The sequence below is a fragment of the Agrobacterium sp. AGB01 genome (genome assembly GCF_014851585.1).
GTDB lineage: Bacteria > Pseudomonadota > Alphaproteobacteria > Rhizobiales > Rhizobiaceae > Agrobacterium.
This window is the reverse complement of sequence record NZ_JACVAB010000002.1, coordinates 861665-874425: the sequence shown is the minus strand read 5'-3', so window position 1 is coordinate 874425 and position 12761 is coordinate 861665. Positions and strand designations below refer to the sequence as shown.

The 12761-nt window shown below is 54.3% G+C and carries 12 protein-coding genes and 1 tRNA gene; 3 read left to right on the top strand and 10 right to left on the bottom strand.

Annotation, left to right across the window (positions count from 1 at the left end):
• Nucleotides 1-34: 34 nt before the first annotated feature.
• From rpoB to tuf, 10 genes are all read right to left on the bottom strand, one after another.
• Entirely contained in the window at nt 35-4171 is a 4137-nt protein-coding gene (gene rpoB, locus IB237_RS10825) for a DNA-directed RNA polymerase subunit beta (RefSeq protein ID WP_192488625.1), read from the bottom strand.
• Nucleotides 4172-4432: 261 nt separating this feature from the next.
• The gene (rplL, locus tag IB237_RS10820) at nt 4433-4810 is read right to left on the bottom strand and encodes a 50S ribosomal protein L7/L12 (protein WP_192488624.1); all 378 of its coding nucleotides are present in this window, start codon (nt 4808-4810) and stop codon (nt 4433-4435) included.
• Between the two features lie 58 nt (nt 4811-4868).
• Nucleotides 4869-5387, bottom strand: a complete 519-nt coding sequence (gene rplJ, locus IB237_RS10815; protein ID WP_192488623.1) for a 50S ribosomal protein L10 — start codon at nt 5385-5387, stop codon at nt 4869-4871.
• 359 nt (nt 5388-5746) lie between these two features.
• Nucleotides 5747-6442, bottom strand: a complete 696-nt coding sequence (gene rplA / locus IB237_RS10810) for a 50S ribosomal protein L1 (RefSeq protein ID WP_192488622.1) — start codon at nt 6440-6442, stop codon at nt 5747-5749.
• A gap of 2 nt (nt 6443-6444) precedes the next feature.
• Complete coding sequence (gene rplK / locus IB237_RS10805; protein WP_138790887.1) at nt 6445-6876, bottom strand: 50S ribosomal protein L11; 432 nt, start codon at nt 6874-6876, stop codon at nt 6445-6447.
• Between the two features lie 136 nt (nt 6877-7012).
• Complete coding sequence (gene nusG, locus IB237_RS10800; protein ID WP_192488621.1) at nt 7013-7543, bottom strand: transcription termination/antitermination protein NusG; 531 nt, start codon at nt 7541-7543, stop codon at nt 7013-7015.
• Nucleotides 7544-7562: 19 nt separating this feature from the next.
• On the bottom strand, nt 7563-7763 hold the full coding sequence (secE, locus tag IB237_RS10795) for a preprotein translocase subunit SecE (protein ID WP_192488620.1): 201 nt from the start codon (nt 7761-7763) through the stop codon (nt 7563-7565).
• 194 nt (nt 7764-7957) lie between these two features.
• A tRNA-Trp gene (locus tag IB237_RS10790) sits at nt 7958-8033 on the bottom strand.
• Between the two features lie 449 nt (nt 8034-8482).
• Nucleotides 8483-8974, bottom strand: a complete 492-nt coding sequence (locus IB237_RS10785; protein ID WP_192488882.1) for a GNAT family N-acetyltransferase — start codon at nt 8972-8974, stop codon at nt 8483-8485.
• A gap of 84 nt (nt 8975-9058) precedes the next feature.
• Nucleotides 9059-10234 carry an elongation factor Tu gene (tuf, locus tag IB237_RS10780; RefSeq protein WP_192488619.1) on the bottom strand — a complete coding sequence of 392 codons (1176 nt, stop codon included), beginning with the start codon at nt 10232-10234 and terminating at the stop codon, nt 9059-9061.
• 434 nt (nt 10235-10668) lie between these two features.
• Here tuf and IB237_RS10775 point away from each other — a divergent pair, with 434 nt between their 5' ends.
• From IB237_RS10775 to IB237_RS10765, 3 genes are all read left to right on the top strand, one after another.
• On the top strand, nt 10669-11304 hold the full coding sequence (locus tag IB237_RS10775) for a TerC family protein (protein WP_192488618.1): 636 nt from the start codon (nt 10669-10671) through the stop codon (nt 11302-11304).
• Between the two features lie 628 nt (nt 11305-11932).
• Nucleotides 11933-12136, top strand: a complete 204-nt coding sequence (locus tag IB237_RS10770; protein ID WP_192488617.1) for a hypothetical protein — start codon at nt 11933-11935, stop codon at nt 12134-12136.
• Between the two features lie 279 nt (nt 12137-12415).
• The gene (locus IB237_RS10765; RefSeq protein WP_192488616.1) at nt 12416-12655 is read left to right on the top strand and encodes a hypothetical protein; all 240 of its coding nucleotides are present in this window, start codon (nt 12416-12418) and stop codon (nt 12653-12655) included.
• Nucleotides 12656-12761 lie beyond the last annotated feature (106 nt).

Genomic DNA, 12761 nt, shown 5'->3' with positions numbered 1-12761 from the left:
CAGGCGCCGCTTTCGGCGCCTGCCTTGGTCATCTTTATTCCGCCGCGTCAGGCAGTTCGGAGCCTTCCTGCGCTTCGAGCTTGGAGTTCTCCAGCTCAACGGACAGACCGAGCGACCGCATTTCCTTGACGAGAACGTTGAAGCTCTCAGGAATACCGGCTTCGAAGGTGTCGTCGCCGCGGACGATCGCTTCGTAAACCTTGGTACGGCCGGCCACGTCGTCCGACTTGACGGTGAGCATTTCCTGCAAGGTGTATGCTGCGCCGTAAGCTTCCAGTGCCCAGACTTCCATTTCCCCGAAGCGCTGTCCGCCGAACTGCGCCTTACCACCAAGCGGCTGCTGGGTGACGAGCGAGTATGGACCGATCGAGCGAGCGTGGATCTTGTCGTCGACAAGGTGGTTCAGCTTGATCATGTACATGTAGCCGACGGTCACCTTACGGTCGAACGTCTCACCTGTACGGCCATCATAGAGAACCGACTGGCCAGAGTCGTGCAGACCAGCTCTGGTCAGCATCTCCGCAACGTCAGGCTCATGCGCACCGTCGAAGACCGGCGTCGCAATCGAAACGCCCTTCTTGGACTGCTCGGCAAGTCTGAGCAGGGACTCGTCGTCAAAGTAAGCGACTTCATCCTTGGCATCAGACGCATACACTTCCGTCAGCTCGCGCTTCAGGTCAGTGATATCAAGCGTCTTGTGATACTCATCCAGCATCTCGCCGATTTTCTTGCCCATACCGGCGCAAGCCCAGGCAAGGTGCGTTTCGAGAATCTGGCCGACATTCATGCGCGATGGCACGCCCAGCGGGTTCAAGCAGATGTCGACATGCGTACCGTCTTCCAGGAACGGCATATCTTCAACAGGCACGATACGCGAGACAACGCCCTTGTTACCGTGACGGCCGGCCATCTTGTCGCCTGGCTGGATCTTGCGCTTAACAGCAACGAAGACCTTGACCATCTTCATGACGCCTGGAGGCATTTCGTCGCCACGCTGAACCTTTTCGACCTTGTCCATGAAGCGCTGTTCAAGGCGCGACTTGGATTCGTCGTACTGGCCACGCAGAGCTTCGAGTTCGGCCTGGGCCTTCTCGTCCTCAACGGCAAACATCCACCACTGCGAACGCGGGTATTCAGAAACAACGAGATTTGAAAGCTCGGTGCCCTTCTTGAAGCCCTTCGGTCCAGCAATCGAAACCTGACCACGCAACATGTCGATCAGACGGCCATAGACGTTACGGTCCAGGATAGCCTGTTCGTCGTCACGGTCCTTGGCCAGACGTTCGATTTCTTCGCGTTCGATAGCCATTGCACGTTCGTCTTTTTCAACGCCGTGACGGTTGAACACGCGGACTTCAACGACCGTACCAAACGTGCCTGGAGGCATGCGCATGGAGGTGTCGCGAACGTCGGATGCCTTTTCACCGAAGATGGCGCGCAGAAGCTTTTCTTCCGGCGTCATCGGGCTTTCACCCTTCGGCGTGATCTTGCCAACCAGGATATCGCCAGGCTGAACTTCCGCACCGATGTATACGATACCGGCTTCGTCGAGGTTCTTCAGCGCTTCTTCCGAAACGTTCGGAATATCGCGCGTGATTTCTTCAGGACCAAGCTTGGTGTCGCGGGCCATCACTTCGAATTCTTCGATGTGGATGGAGGTGAACACGTCGTCGGAAACGATGCGTTCGGACATCAGGATGGAGTCTTCGTAGTTGTAGCCGTTCCAAGGCATGAACGCGACGAGCGCGTTGCGGCCAAGTGCCAGGTCACCGAGATCGGTCGATGGACCGTCAGCGATGATGTCACCCTTGTTCAGAACGTCACCGACAGTCACCAGCGGACGCTGGTTGATGCAGGTGTTCTGGTTCGAACGCTGGAACTTCTGCAGACGATAGATGTCAACGCCGGACTTGCCAGCATCGAGATCTTCCGTTGCACGGATAACGATACGGGTCGCGTCGACCTGATCGACAACACCGCCACGACGGGCTGCGATAGCAGCGCCAGAGTCACGGGCAACGATCGGCTCCATACCAGTTCCGACGAACGGAGCCTCGGCACGGACGAGCGGAACGGCCTGACGCTGCATGTTCGAGCCCATCAGAGCGCGGTTGGCGTCGTCGTTTTCCAGGAACGGGATGAGAGCCGCAGCAACCGAAACGAGCTGCTTCGGCGAAACGTCCATCAGGTTGATGTTGTCGCGTGGCGCCAGCATAACTTCGCCCGAGTGACGGCAAACAACGAACTCTTCCGAGAACGAACCATCAGTTTCAAGCGACGAGTTAGCCTGTGCAACGTAATACTTGGCCTCTTCCATAGCGGAGAGGTAGATCACGTCTGTTGTCACCTTGCCGTCAACGATCTTGCGGTACGGGCTTTCGATGAAGCCGTACTTGTTGACGCGGGCAAAGGTGGCCAGCGAGTTGATCAGACCGATGTTCGGGCCTTCTGGCGTTTCAATCGGGCAAATACGACCGTAGTGGGTCGGGTGAACGTCGCGGACTTCAAAGCCTGCGCGCTCGCGGGTCAGACCACCAGGTCCAAGAGCCGAAAGACGGCGCTTGTGGGTGATTTCCGAAAGCGGGTTCACCTGGTCCATGAACTGCGACAGCTGCGAAGAACCGAAGAACTCACGAACAGCAGCAGCGGCTGGCTTTGCGTTGATGAGATCCTGCGGCATCACGGTGTCGATTTCGATCGAGGACATACGTTCCTTGATCGCACGTTCCATGCGCAGCAGACCCAGACGGTACTGGTTCTCCATCAATTCACCAACCGAACGAACACGGCGGTTGCCGAGGTTGTCGATGTCGTCGATTTCGCCCTTGCCGTCACGCAGTTCGACCAGCATCTTGACCACGGCCAGGATGTCTTCCTTGCGTAGTGTACGCACGGTGTCTTCTGCATCGAGGTCGAGACGCATGTTCATCTTCACGCGGCCAACTGCGGAAAGATCGTAACGCTCAGCATCGAAGAACAGCGAGTTGAACATCGCTTCAGCCGAATCCATGGTCGGCGGCTCGCCCGGACGCATGACGCGGTAGATATCGAACAGAGCGTCCTGACGGTTCTCGTTCTTGTCAGCAGAAAGCGTGTTGCGGATGTAGGCACCAACATTGACGTGGTCGATGTTGAGAACCGCAATTTCTTCCAGGCCAGCGTTCAGAATAACACCGAGGGTCTTCTCGTCGATTTCATCACCAGCTTCGAGGTAGATTTCACCCGTTGCGTAGTTGACGATGTCTTCGGCCAGGAAGTTACCGTACAGGTCTTCGTCGGTTGCCTTGAGAGCCTTGAGGCCCTTCTCGGACAGCTGACGCAGCAGACGCGGGGTCAGCTTCTTGCCGGCTTCAACAACAACTTCGCCCGTGTCGGCATCAACCATTTCGGTGATGACCTTGGCGTTCTTCAGCACTTCAGGCTGGAACGGAATACGCCAGCCATCGCCTGCACGCTTGTAATCAGAGCTTGTGTAGAACGTCGACAGAATTTCTTCGCCGTCCATACCGAGCGCCATCAGCAGCGAGGTAACAGGCAGCTTGCGGCGACGGTCGATACGCGCGTAAACGACATCCTTGGCATCGAATTCGATATCGAGCCAGGAACCGCGGTAAGGAATAACGCGAGCAGCGAACAAAAGCTTGCCGGAAGAGTGGCTCTTGCCCTTGTCGTGATCGAAGAATACGCCCGGAGAACGGTGCATCTGAGACACGATAACGCGCTCGGTACCGTTGACAATAAACGTACCGTTGTTGGTCATGAGCGGCATGTCGCCCATGTAAACCGACTGTTCCTTGATGTCCTTGATGGACTTCGCGCCTGTATCCTCGTCAATATCAAACACGATGAGGCGCAGCGTCACCTTCAGCGGCGCTGCGTAGGTCAGGTCGCGCTGACGGCACTCTTCAGTGTCGAATTTTGGCTGTTCGAATTCGTAGGATACGAATTCAAGCATGGATGCGCCTGAGAAGTCTGTGATTGGGAATACAGACTTGAAAACAGCATTCAATCCCTCGTCGGGACGACCGCCCTTAGGCTCGTCAACCATGAGAAATTGGTCATACGAAGCCTTCTGAACCTCAATGAGGTTTGGCATTTCCGCTACTTCTGGAATTTTGCCGAAAAACTTGCGTACGCGCCTGCGACCGTTAAACGAAAGGGTCTGAGCCATCGTCGCTCCTTTAATAATTGCATCCGGGCCTGCAACGGACGGGGTTCGCTGGCCAGTCGATCCCGTCAATTAATGGATATAATCAATCTCGTTTCACGTCCCGAACGGTAAGGCCGGATTGCCTGTACAGCGCGGTTCGAAACTATTCTCTTGAAGAACCCATTACCCAAAAGCCATTTTCACGCGGCTTTTGGGTAATTGGTTTCAGCGGAACAGCAAACGGGAGACGGCTTTTGCCATCTCCCGTAAGTAGTACCGATATTACTTAACGTCAACCTTGGCGCCAGCATCCTCAAGTTTCTTCTTGAGGTCAGCAGCTTCTGCCTTGGAAACAGCTTCCTTAACAGCCTTAGGAGCACCTTCAACGAGGTCCTTAGCTTCCTTCAGGCCGAGACCTGTGATAGCGCGGACTTCCTTGATGACGTTGATCTTGTTGGCGCCAGCGTCAACCAGGATAACGTCGAATTCTGTCTTTTCTTCTTCAGGAGCAGCAGCAGCAGCACCGCCGCCAGCAGCAGCAACTGCTACAGGAGCAGCAGCAGAAACGCCCCACTTTTCTTCGAGAAGCTTAGACAGTTCTGCAGCTTCCAGAACGGTCAATGCGGAGAGGTCGTCAACGATCTTTGCGAGATCAGCCATTTTTTAGTTCCTTTAATTCGGTTTGAACCGGTTTGAATATTTACAGCGAAAAACCGCCTTAAGCGGCTTCGTCCTTCTTTGAGTAAGCCGAGAACACGCGGGCAAGCTGGCTTGCCGGTGCTGCAACAACCGTAGCGACGCGAGTTGCTGGGGCATTGAGAAGGCCCAACAGCTTTGCGCGCAGCTCGTCCAGCGAAGGCAGGGTCGCAAGCGACTTTACTGCGTCCGCGTTGAGCGCGGTTGCACCCATGGCACCGCCGAGAATAACGAGCTTGTCGTTAGTCTTTGCGAAGTCCATGACGACTTTCGGAGCGATCATTGGATCAGTGCTGTATGCAATCAGCGTCTGTCCTTTGAAAAGATCAGTGATCTCTTCTGACTCCGTACCCTGAAGAGCGATCTTGGCCAGACGGTTCTTCGCGACTTTAACTGTGCCGCCCGCAGCACGCATTTTTGAACGGAAGTCGTTCATCTGCGCAACGGTGACGCCAGCATAGTGGGCCACGACAACCGAACCGGAAGCCTTAAAGACTTCGTTCAGCTCCGTGACGAATTCGCGTTTTTCCGCTCTTTCCACTGTCTGTCTCCAGTTGACAGGACCGCAATCATGCAGGCCCCATCGGGTTTGCCTTTGCCCCAAGAAACCTTGATAAATCAAAGTCCCGAGTGACGCTCGAGGATCCTGTCCCCCTGCTCTCTCACCCGAAGGCTGAAGGCACAAGGCACACCAGGTTCAAACCAGATTATTAAGCACCACAGGGATGCGAAAATCGGGCTCGTACCCGTCTCATGTAGGTTAACGTGATTAAGGCCAAATTCCTGAAAAGGAAAAAGGCCACCTACAATCTCGGACAGGAATTCCGGATTTCTCCGGAAACTTCCGGCCGGTGAGGCCGGAAATTCTTGTATAACAACCCCAAGCGGGGATTGTCGAAATTATGCAGTAACCGACGACGGGTCGATGCGAACCCCAGGACCCATGGTCGAGGAGATCGCTACGCGCTTGACGTAGTTACCCTTTGCACCAGCAGGCTTGGCCTTGATGACCGCGTCAGCAAATGCCTTGATGTTTTCTTCAAGAGCCTTGGCGTCGAAGGAAGCCTTGCCGATACCAGCATGGACGATACCAGCCTTCTCAACACGGAACTCGACAGCGCCGCCCTTGGAAGCCTTAACGGCACCAGCAACATCCATCGTAACCGTACCAACCTTCGGGTTAGGCATCATGCCACGTGGGCCGAGAACCTTACCGAGGCGACCGACCAGCGGCATCATGTCCGGAGTGGCAATGCAACGATCGAAGTCGATCTTGCCGCCCTGAACGATTTCGAGCAGGTCTTCTGCACCAACGATGTCAGCGCCAGCAGCCTTGGCTTCGTCAGCCTTTGCGCCACGAGCAAAAACAGCAACGCGAACGTCACGGCCTGTGCCGTTTGGCAAGTTGACAACGCCACGAACCATCTGGTCAGCGTGACGTGGGTCAACGCCGAGGTTCATCGCAACTTCAACGGTTTCGTCGAACTTGGCTACAGCCCGTTCCTTAACCATCGAGATGGCGTCGGTGAGGACGTAGAGCTTGTTAGCATCAACGCCTTCGCGTGTCTTCTGTACGCGCTTTGCAAGCTTTGCCATGATCAACCTACCACTTCCAGGCCCATGGCGCGGGCAGAGCCCTCAACCATTGCCATTGCGCCTTCGATATCGGCAGCATTGAGATCCTTCATCTTGGCTTCTGCGATCGTCTTGACCTGAGCCTTGGTGATGGAACCAGCCTTTGCGCCCTTACCCGGAGTCTTGGAACCGGACTGAATCTTAGCTTCCTTCTTGAGGAAGTAAGTTACAGGAGGCTGCTTCATCACGAATGTGAAGGACTTGTCCTGGTAGTAGGTGATGACGACCGGAATCGGCATACCCTTTTCCATTTCCTGCGTAGCAGCGTTGAACGCCTTGCAGAATTCCATAATGTTAATGCCACGCTGACCAAGCGCAGGACCAATTGGCGGGGACGGGTTAGCCGATCCTGCCTTGACCTGAAGCTTGAGCTGGCCTGCAACTTTCTTAGCCATATCTCTCTGCCTTTCAAATCGAACCGGTTGCCCGGCTCATATGCCGGAAACTCCGGCGGCTGCGGTTGCGTGGTACGATGCTGACCCGGCTAGAGCCAGCAGGTCTTCCACGCGATTAGAGCTTTCGCTCTTCCAATCAGACCTTCTCGACCTGACTGTATTCCAGCTCGACCGGCGTAGCGCGGCCGAAAATCGAAACTTCCACCTTGAGGCGCGAACGCTCTTCGTCGACGTCCTGAACAACACCGTTAAACGATGCGAACGGACCGTCGGAGACGCGAACCTGCTCACCAATCTCGTAAGAGATCGAGGACTTCGGACGCTCTACACCCTCCTGAACCTGACCGAGAATACGATCAGCTTCAGAATCAGGGATAGGAACAGGCTTATTGTCCGAACCCAGGAAACCCGTAACCTTCGGGGTATTCTTGATGAGGTGATAAGCTTCATCCGTCAGGTTTGCGCGAACCATCACGTAACCTGGGAAGAACTTGCGTTCGCTATCGACCTTGCGACCGCGACGAACCTCAACAACCTTTTCAGTCGGAACGAGAATCTTTTCAAAGAGATGCTCAAGCCCCTTCTGGCGAGCTTTCTCCTCGATCGACTCAGCGACCTTCTTTTCAAAATTTGAATATGCGTGAACGATATACCAGCGCGCTGCCATCTTTATCTCCGGAAATCCGTTACTGACCGACGCTCAGCACAAGGCGAAGCAACCAGCCGATGAGTTGGTCAGCTGCGAAAAAGAAAAGCGCAGCCACAATAACCATGACGAGCACCATGGCCGTCGAAATCATGGTCTCGCGGCGCGATGGCCAGGTAATTTTTGACGCTTCCGAGCGAACCTGCTGAAGAAACGCAAATGGATTGGTTTTGGATGCCATTGACTGCCCACGCAATTACGGCACGTAAAGCCGATAAATCAGCCCCACGCACCGCGTGTCTGTTTTACCCTACATAAACGCCGATTCTCAATTTAACAAGAGGAAATCGACATTCAATGAACTCCACCGGAAATCCCATCCGGCCCTTCCAGCCAACATGCCGCAAATTAAACGCGCTTGTCATTGCTGGAAAATGGCAGGGGCAACCGGGCTTGAACCGATGACCTGCGGTTTTGGAGACCGCCGCTCTACCAACTGAGCTATACCCCTTCAGTCCGATCAACCGTGGATGTTTCCATCTCCGTAATCGGTATGCGGCTCTTTAAGACGCCCTGAAACGAATGGCAAGGGTGTTTTTTCTTTTTCCTGCAAAGAGTAACGGGAAAACTTCCTAGCCCTTATTTTTTCGTTCCGATTTCAGGGCGCATTCCCGGTTCTCTCCAGTGCCCGGCGCATTTTCAAATGTGCAGCGCGTCTCCGGTGGATTGCCGCACACCTTGTGAAGCACCTTGAAACCAACGCATTTGCCGTCCGGCCCGCGATAACCCGGGCCACCTTTACAACCACAGCCCTTGCAGGCCGGTCGATCCGGGCAACTTTGTGCAACGACTGGCGGCGCAAAGGCAGGCCCCACCAGAAACCCGGCCAGAATCACAGTTCTCAGCATTCCCAGCAAATGATTCGCACCCCAAAACCCCGTGTCACCACGGATAGACACATCATTTCAAGGAGATGCAATAGAACTTTGTATCAACAGCCATCACAGGGAAGCGCTTTGGCAGCATCTCTTTTGCCACCTCGGCAAAGCCATTCTTTTCATAGAATCGATGAGCGGCCAGAAATTTGTCCGTCGTGCCGAGGTAGATTTGTGTAATGCCGCTGCGCCTTGCCTCCTCAAGCAGGCGACCGAGCAGCTTCGCCGCAACACCCAATTCCCTGCCGCGCGCCTGCTCCGCCACGAACATCTTGCGCAGGGCGCCCTGCCCCTCACCAATATCCTTGAGGGCAATCGTACCAACGATGTCGCCGTCGAGCTTCGCCACCCAGAAACCGCCCGCACCGGATTGATAGAAGTCAGGGATATCACTGAGATCAGGCTGGTCTTGCGCCGTGATCGCAATACCAAACTCGTCTTGCTGGATCTTGACGATAAGCGCTGTTACCGCGTCACGCTCGGTTGGTGCAAATGCGCTGATTTCGACAAATTGCATCATGCTGTTCCCCCTGCTCTGCCCAAAACAAAAAAGCCCCGCTGTTTCCAGCGGGGCTCTCAATCCATCCCTTACGGGAAAGAATTACTCGATGATCGAGGCAACGATGCCAGCGCCGACGGTACGGCCGCCTTCGCGGATAGCGAAGCGCAGCTTTTCTTCCATCGCGATTGGAACGATCAGCTCGACTTCAACAGTAACGTTGTCGCCTGGCATAACCATTTCCGTGCCTTCTGGCAGCGAAACGATACCGGTAACGTCAGTTGTACGGAAGTAGAACTGAGGACGGTAGTTCGTGAAGAACGGTGTATGACGGCCGCCTTCTTCCTTCGTCAGGATGTAGGCTTCTGCCATGAACTTCTTGTGAGGCTTAACAGAACCTGGCTTGCAAAGGATCTGACCACGCTCAACGCCGTCACGGGTAACGCCGCGAACCAGTGCACCGATGTTGTCGCCAGCCTGGCCCTGATCGAGCAGCTTGCGGAACATTTCAACGCCGGTAACAGTCGTCTTAGACGTCGCTTTGATGCCGACGATTTCAACTTCTTCACCAACCTTGACGATACCGCGCTCAACGCGACCGGTAACAACAGTACCACGGCCAGAGATCGAGAACACGTCTTCAATTGGCATCAGGAACGGCTGGTCGATTGGACGCTCTGGTGTTGGGATGTAGGCGTCAACCTGAGCCATCAGCTCACGAATAGCGTCTTCACCGATCTTCTTGTCAGAATCGTTAAGAGCAGCAAGAGCCGAACCCTTAACAACAGGAACGTCATCGCCTGGGAAGTCATAGGAAGAAAGAAGTTCACGAACTTCCATTTCTACGAGCTCGAGCAGTTCTTCGTCGTCGACCTGGTCAACCTTGTTGAGGAACACGACCAGAGCAGGAACGCCAACCTGACGAGCAAGCAGGATGTGCTCGCGGGTCTGTGGCATTGGGCCGTCAGCAGCCGAGCAAACCAGGATCGCGCCGTCCATCTGGGCAGCACCGGTGATCATGTTCTTCACGTAGTCGGCGTGGCCGGGGCAGTCAACGTGTGCGTAGTGACGGTTAGGCGTCTCATACTCAACGTGGGCTGTCGAAATGGTGATACCACGAGCCTTTTCTTCAGGAGCAGCGTCGATTTGGTCATACGCCTTGAACTCGCCGAAGTACTTGGTGATTGCGGCCGTCAACGATGTCTTGCCGTGGTCAACGTGACCGATCGTGCCAATGTTAACGTGTGGCTTGTTCCGCTCAAACTTGCTCTTTGCCATGTGAATTGCTTCCTGTGAACGTGAAGTAGTTTCCCCGGCGAACCGGTTTGGTGTCGCCGTTTAAGGCTTTGTAAGCGAATGCGCAAGACTTAATTGTCAAACAGAAATACCGTTTGACGCTCAACGCGCGATATAAGCGTGCTTACGTGCCGTTAAGGGCCCTATATAAGAAGAAGAGTGCGCGGTGCAAGCACGAGGGAGCGGCGACTTTAGCACCCCCTGCTCACCCAGATGATTCCCTGCCACAAAATGACTTTATTGTGATTTGCCATGCAAGATATGGTTTACGGCAAGTTTCCGATGTCATATGACGCCAGTTAATCGCCTTGGGGAGAAAGGCGACGGGCCATGCCCGAAATCACATTTCCTGCCTTCACTGACATTGTTAGACGCATTCTCCTGCGCCGCCCCATCATCCGCTTCAGGATATATCCATGGAAATTTTCACCGCTGCCGGATTTACGGCATTCATTCAGGTTATCGCCATCGATCTCGTGCTCGCCGGCGACAACGCTATCGTTATCGGCCTTGCTGCAGCCGGCCTTCCTGCCCATCTGCGCCGTAAAGCCATTCTGATCGGCATTATCGCCGCAACCGTGCTGCGTATCGGTTTTGCCGCCGTAACCGTACAACTCCTCGACATTGTTGGCCTTCGTCTCGTCGGCGGTCTGTTGCTGGCTTGGGTATGTTGGAAGATGTGGGTCGAACTGCGCGAGCAGAACGGTTCAATGGAAGACGAGGTCACGGACGATGAAGCCGACCTGACCAAGGGACACAAGACGTTCTTCCAGGCAGCCATGCAGATCGTCATTGCAGACGTTTCCATGTCGTTGGACAACGTGCTGGCTGTGGCAGGTGCGGCACAGGAACACCTGACGGTTCTGGTAATCGGCCTCGTCGTTTCCATCGCCCTGATGGGTCTGGCAGCAAACTTCGTTGCGAAGCTTCTGCACCGCTACCGATGGATCTCCTATCTCGGCCTGATGGTCATCATCTATGTTGCCCTTAACATGCTCTACCATGGCGGCATTGAAGTCTGGCCTTACGTCCAGCCATATCTTGGCCAGTAATCAGCAATAAATGCCTCGTTTTCGGCAAACCAAACAGTAAACAACTGGTTTGCCGGAAACATTTATCAGGCATTTATCGCTGTGGTTTCGAAACAAAACGGGACGCGACGTGCATACCGTCAATTTTTTGTCCCGCATTTTAACGGCAAAAGAATAAGTCGTTAACTGAACTTGTTCAGCAAGCCTCAACAGATATTCGACAATATGGGCCCGGAACGCCTCATGATGAGGTGTCTTGCATGGGATGTACCATATGTTTATCGACGCTATCGTTACCCTTACTTTGATTATTGCGCCTCTCTATCTTTTCTTCCGCTGGGTTCAGGCGGATTCGGAAAGACAGGACAAGCCCACATCAAACGGATCTGCTTCCTTTCGATAAAGACAGCAGCACCGACAGTACGCGGCGATAAACCGCTCCGCCCCTCCCGGCTTTCAAATTCTCTTTCATAGCTTGTGATCCGCTTTTGCTTTTACGGTTCCGTACCGTAGGAATGCGATGCACATCACCCAAATGGGGCATTACAACAGCCTATTCTGGTGTTGAATTAACATCTCGTTCACCATAAGCTATCTGCTTCCGCGCCCGTATCGTGCAGGCGCGGCTGCAAAAACCCTGAAAGAGTTCATGCACACACCAGTCCTGATCACCGCCTATGTGCTGATTGCAGCCATTTTCATTGTCTATACCGGCATTGAAATCCTGCGCCACAATACAAAGCCGTGTTTCGCTCACTGGATTGGCATGAGCCTGTGCACCCTCTGGCCGGCACTGGTTGTCATGGCACTCATTTCGGTCTTTACAGGCAGAATGCGCCTCAGACAAAACTGAGTCCAAAGCAAACCGACATCACGTCATCTGTGACCATACACATCGAGACAAACCGCCTGTAAACATGGCTGCGACAGCCGTAAATCCTCTCCTGCCATCACCCCGGAATCACGACCCCGCCCGCCTCAGGAATAGGTGACGGCGGCTAGCGCCCTGATCTCTTGAATGTGAAAAACAACTGCGCCTGCGGTTCCAGCGTCTTTTGCGTCGCTCGATCAAAACGCCAGATTGACTCTTGTTTAAAATGAGAACATTTATAGAACAGATTTGAGGGACATTATGGCTCAGGCTGAAAAAATCATTGTAATGACGTTCAAGAAGAACCGCGGAGGCATCGTTCCCGGTGAAATGCGGACCGCTTCAAATGCAGTAGCAGCAGAGAAGATCGCCGCCGCGATGGCACCGCGTCACGTTGGCGTGGCCGCCTACAAGGTGATGGTTGACGATGAAAGCGGCGACATGGCGTCACCCATCCTGATCGCGTCTCACGGTGAGATTGCCGATCTGGACGGCGACTGATTGGTGACCTTCTTAGGCACACGCTACTCGCAAAAAACTGCGATTTTCTTGCTGAAAAAACGGTCTGAATCGCTCTGCTTTTTTACGGAGCTTGCGAAGCGTGGCG

What these genes read in the sequence shown, in the direction of transcription:
- rpoB (WP_192488625.1), bottom strand. Translation starts at nt 4,171, where the DNA reads ATGGCTCAGACCCTTTCGTTTAACGGTCGCAGGCGCGTACGCAAGTTT.
- rplL (WP_192488624.1), bottom strand. Translation starts at nt 4,810, where the DNA reads ATGGCTGATCTCGCAAAGATCGTTGACGACCTCTCCGCATTGACCGTT.
- rplA (WP_192488622.1), bottom strand. Translation starts at nt 6,442, where the DNA reads ATGGCAAAGCTTGCAAAGCGCGTACAGAAGACACGCGAAGGCGTTGAT.
- rplK (WP_138790887.1), bottom strand. Translation starts at nt 6,876, where the DNA reads ATGGCTAAGAAAGTTGCAGGCCAGCTCAAGCTTCAGGTCAAGGCAGGA.
- nusG (WP_192488621.1), bottom strand. Translation starts at nt 7,543, where the DNA reads ATGGCAGCGCGCTGGTATATCGTTCACGCATATTCAAATTTTGAAAAG.
- secE (WP_192488620.1), bottom strand. Translation starts at nt 7,763, where the DNA reads ATGGCATCCAAAACCAATCCATTTGCGTTTCTTCAGCAGGTTCGCTCG.
- IB237_RS10785 (WP_192488882.1), bottom strand. Translation starts at nt 8,974, where the DNA reads ATGCAATTTGTCGAAATCAGCGCATTTGCACCAACCGAGCGTGACGCG.
- tuf (WP_192488619.1), bottom strand. Translation starts at nt 10,234, where the DNA reads ATGGCAAAGAGCAAGTTTGAGCGGAACAAGCCACACGTTAACATTGGC.
- IB237_RS10775 (WP_192488618.1), top strand. Translation starts at nt 10,669, where the DNA reads ATGGAAATTTTCACCGCTGCCGGATTTACGGCATTCATTCAGGTTATC.
- IB237_RS10770 (WP_192488617.1), top strand. Translation starts at nt 11,933, where the DNA reads ATGCACACACCAGTCCTGATCACCGCCTATGTGCTGATTGCAGCCATT.
- IB237_RS10765 (WP_192488616.1), top strand. Translation starts at nt 12,416, where the DNA reads ATGGCTCAGGCTGAAAAAATCATTGTAATGACGTTCAAGAAGAACCGC.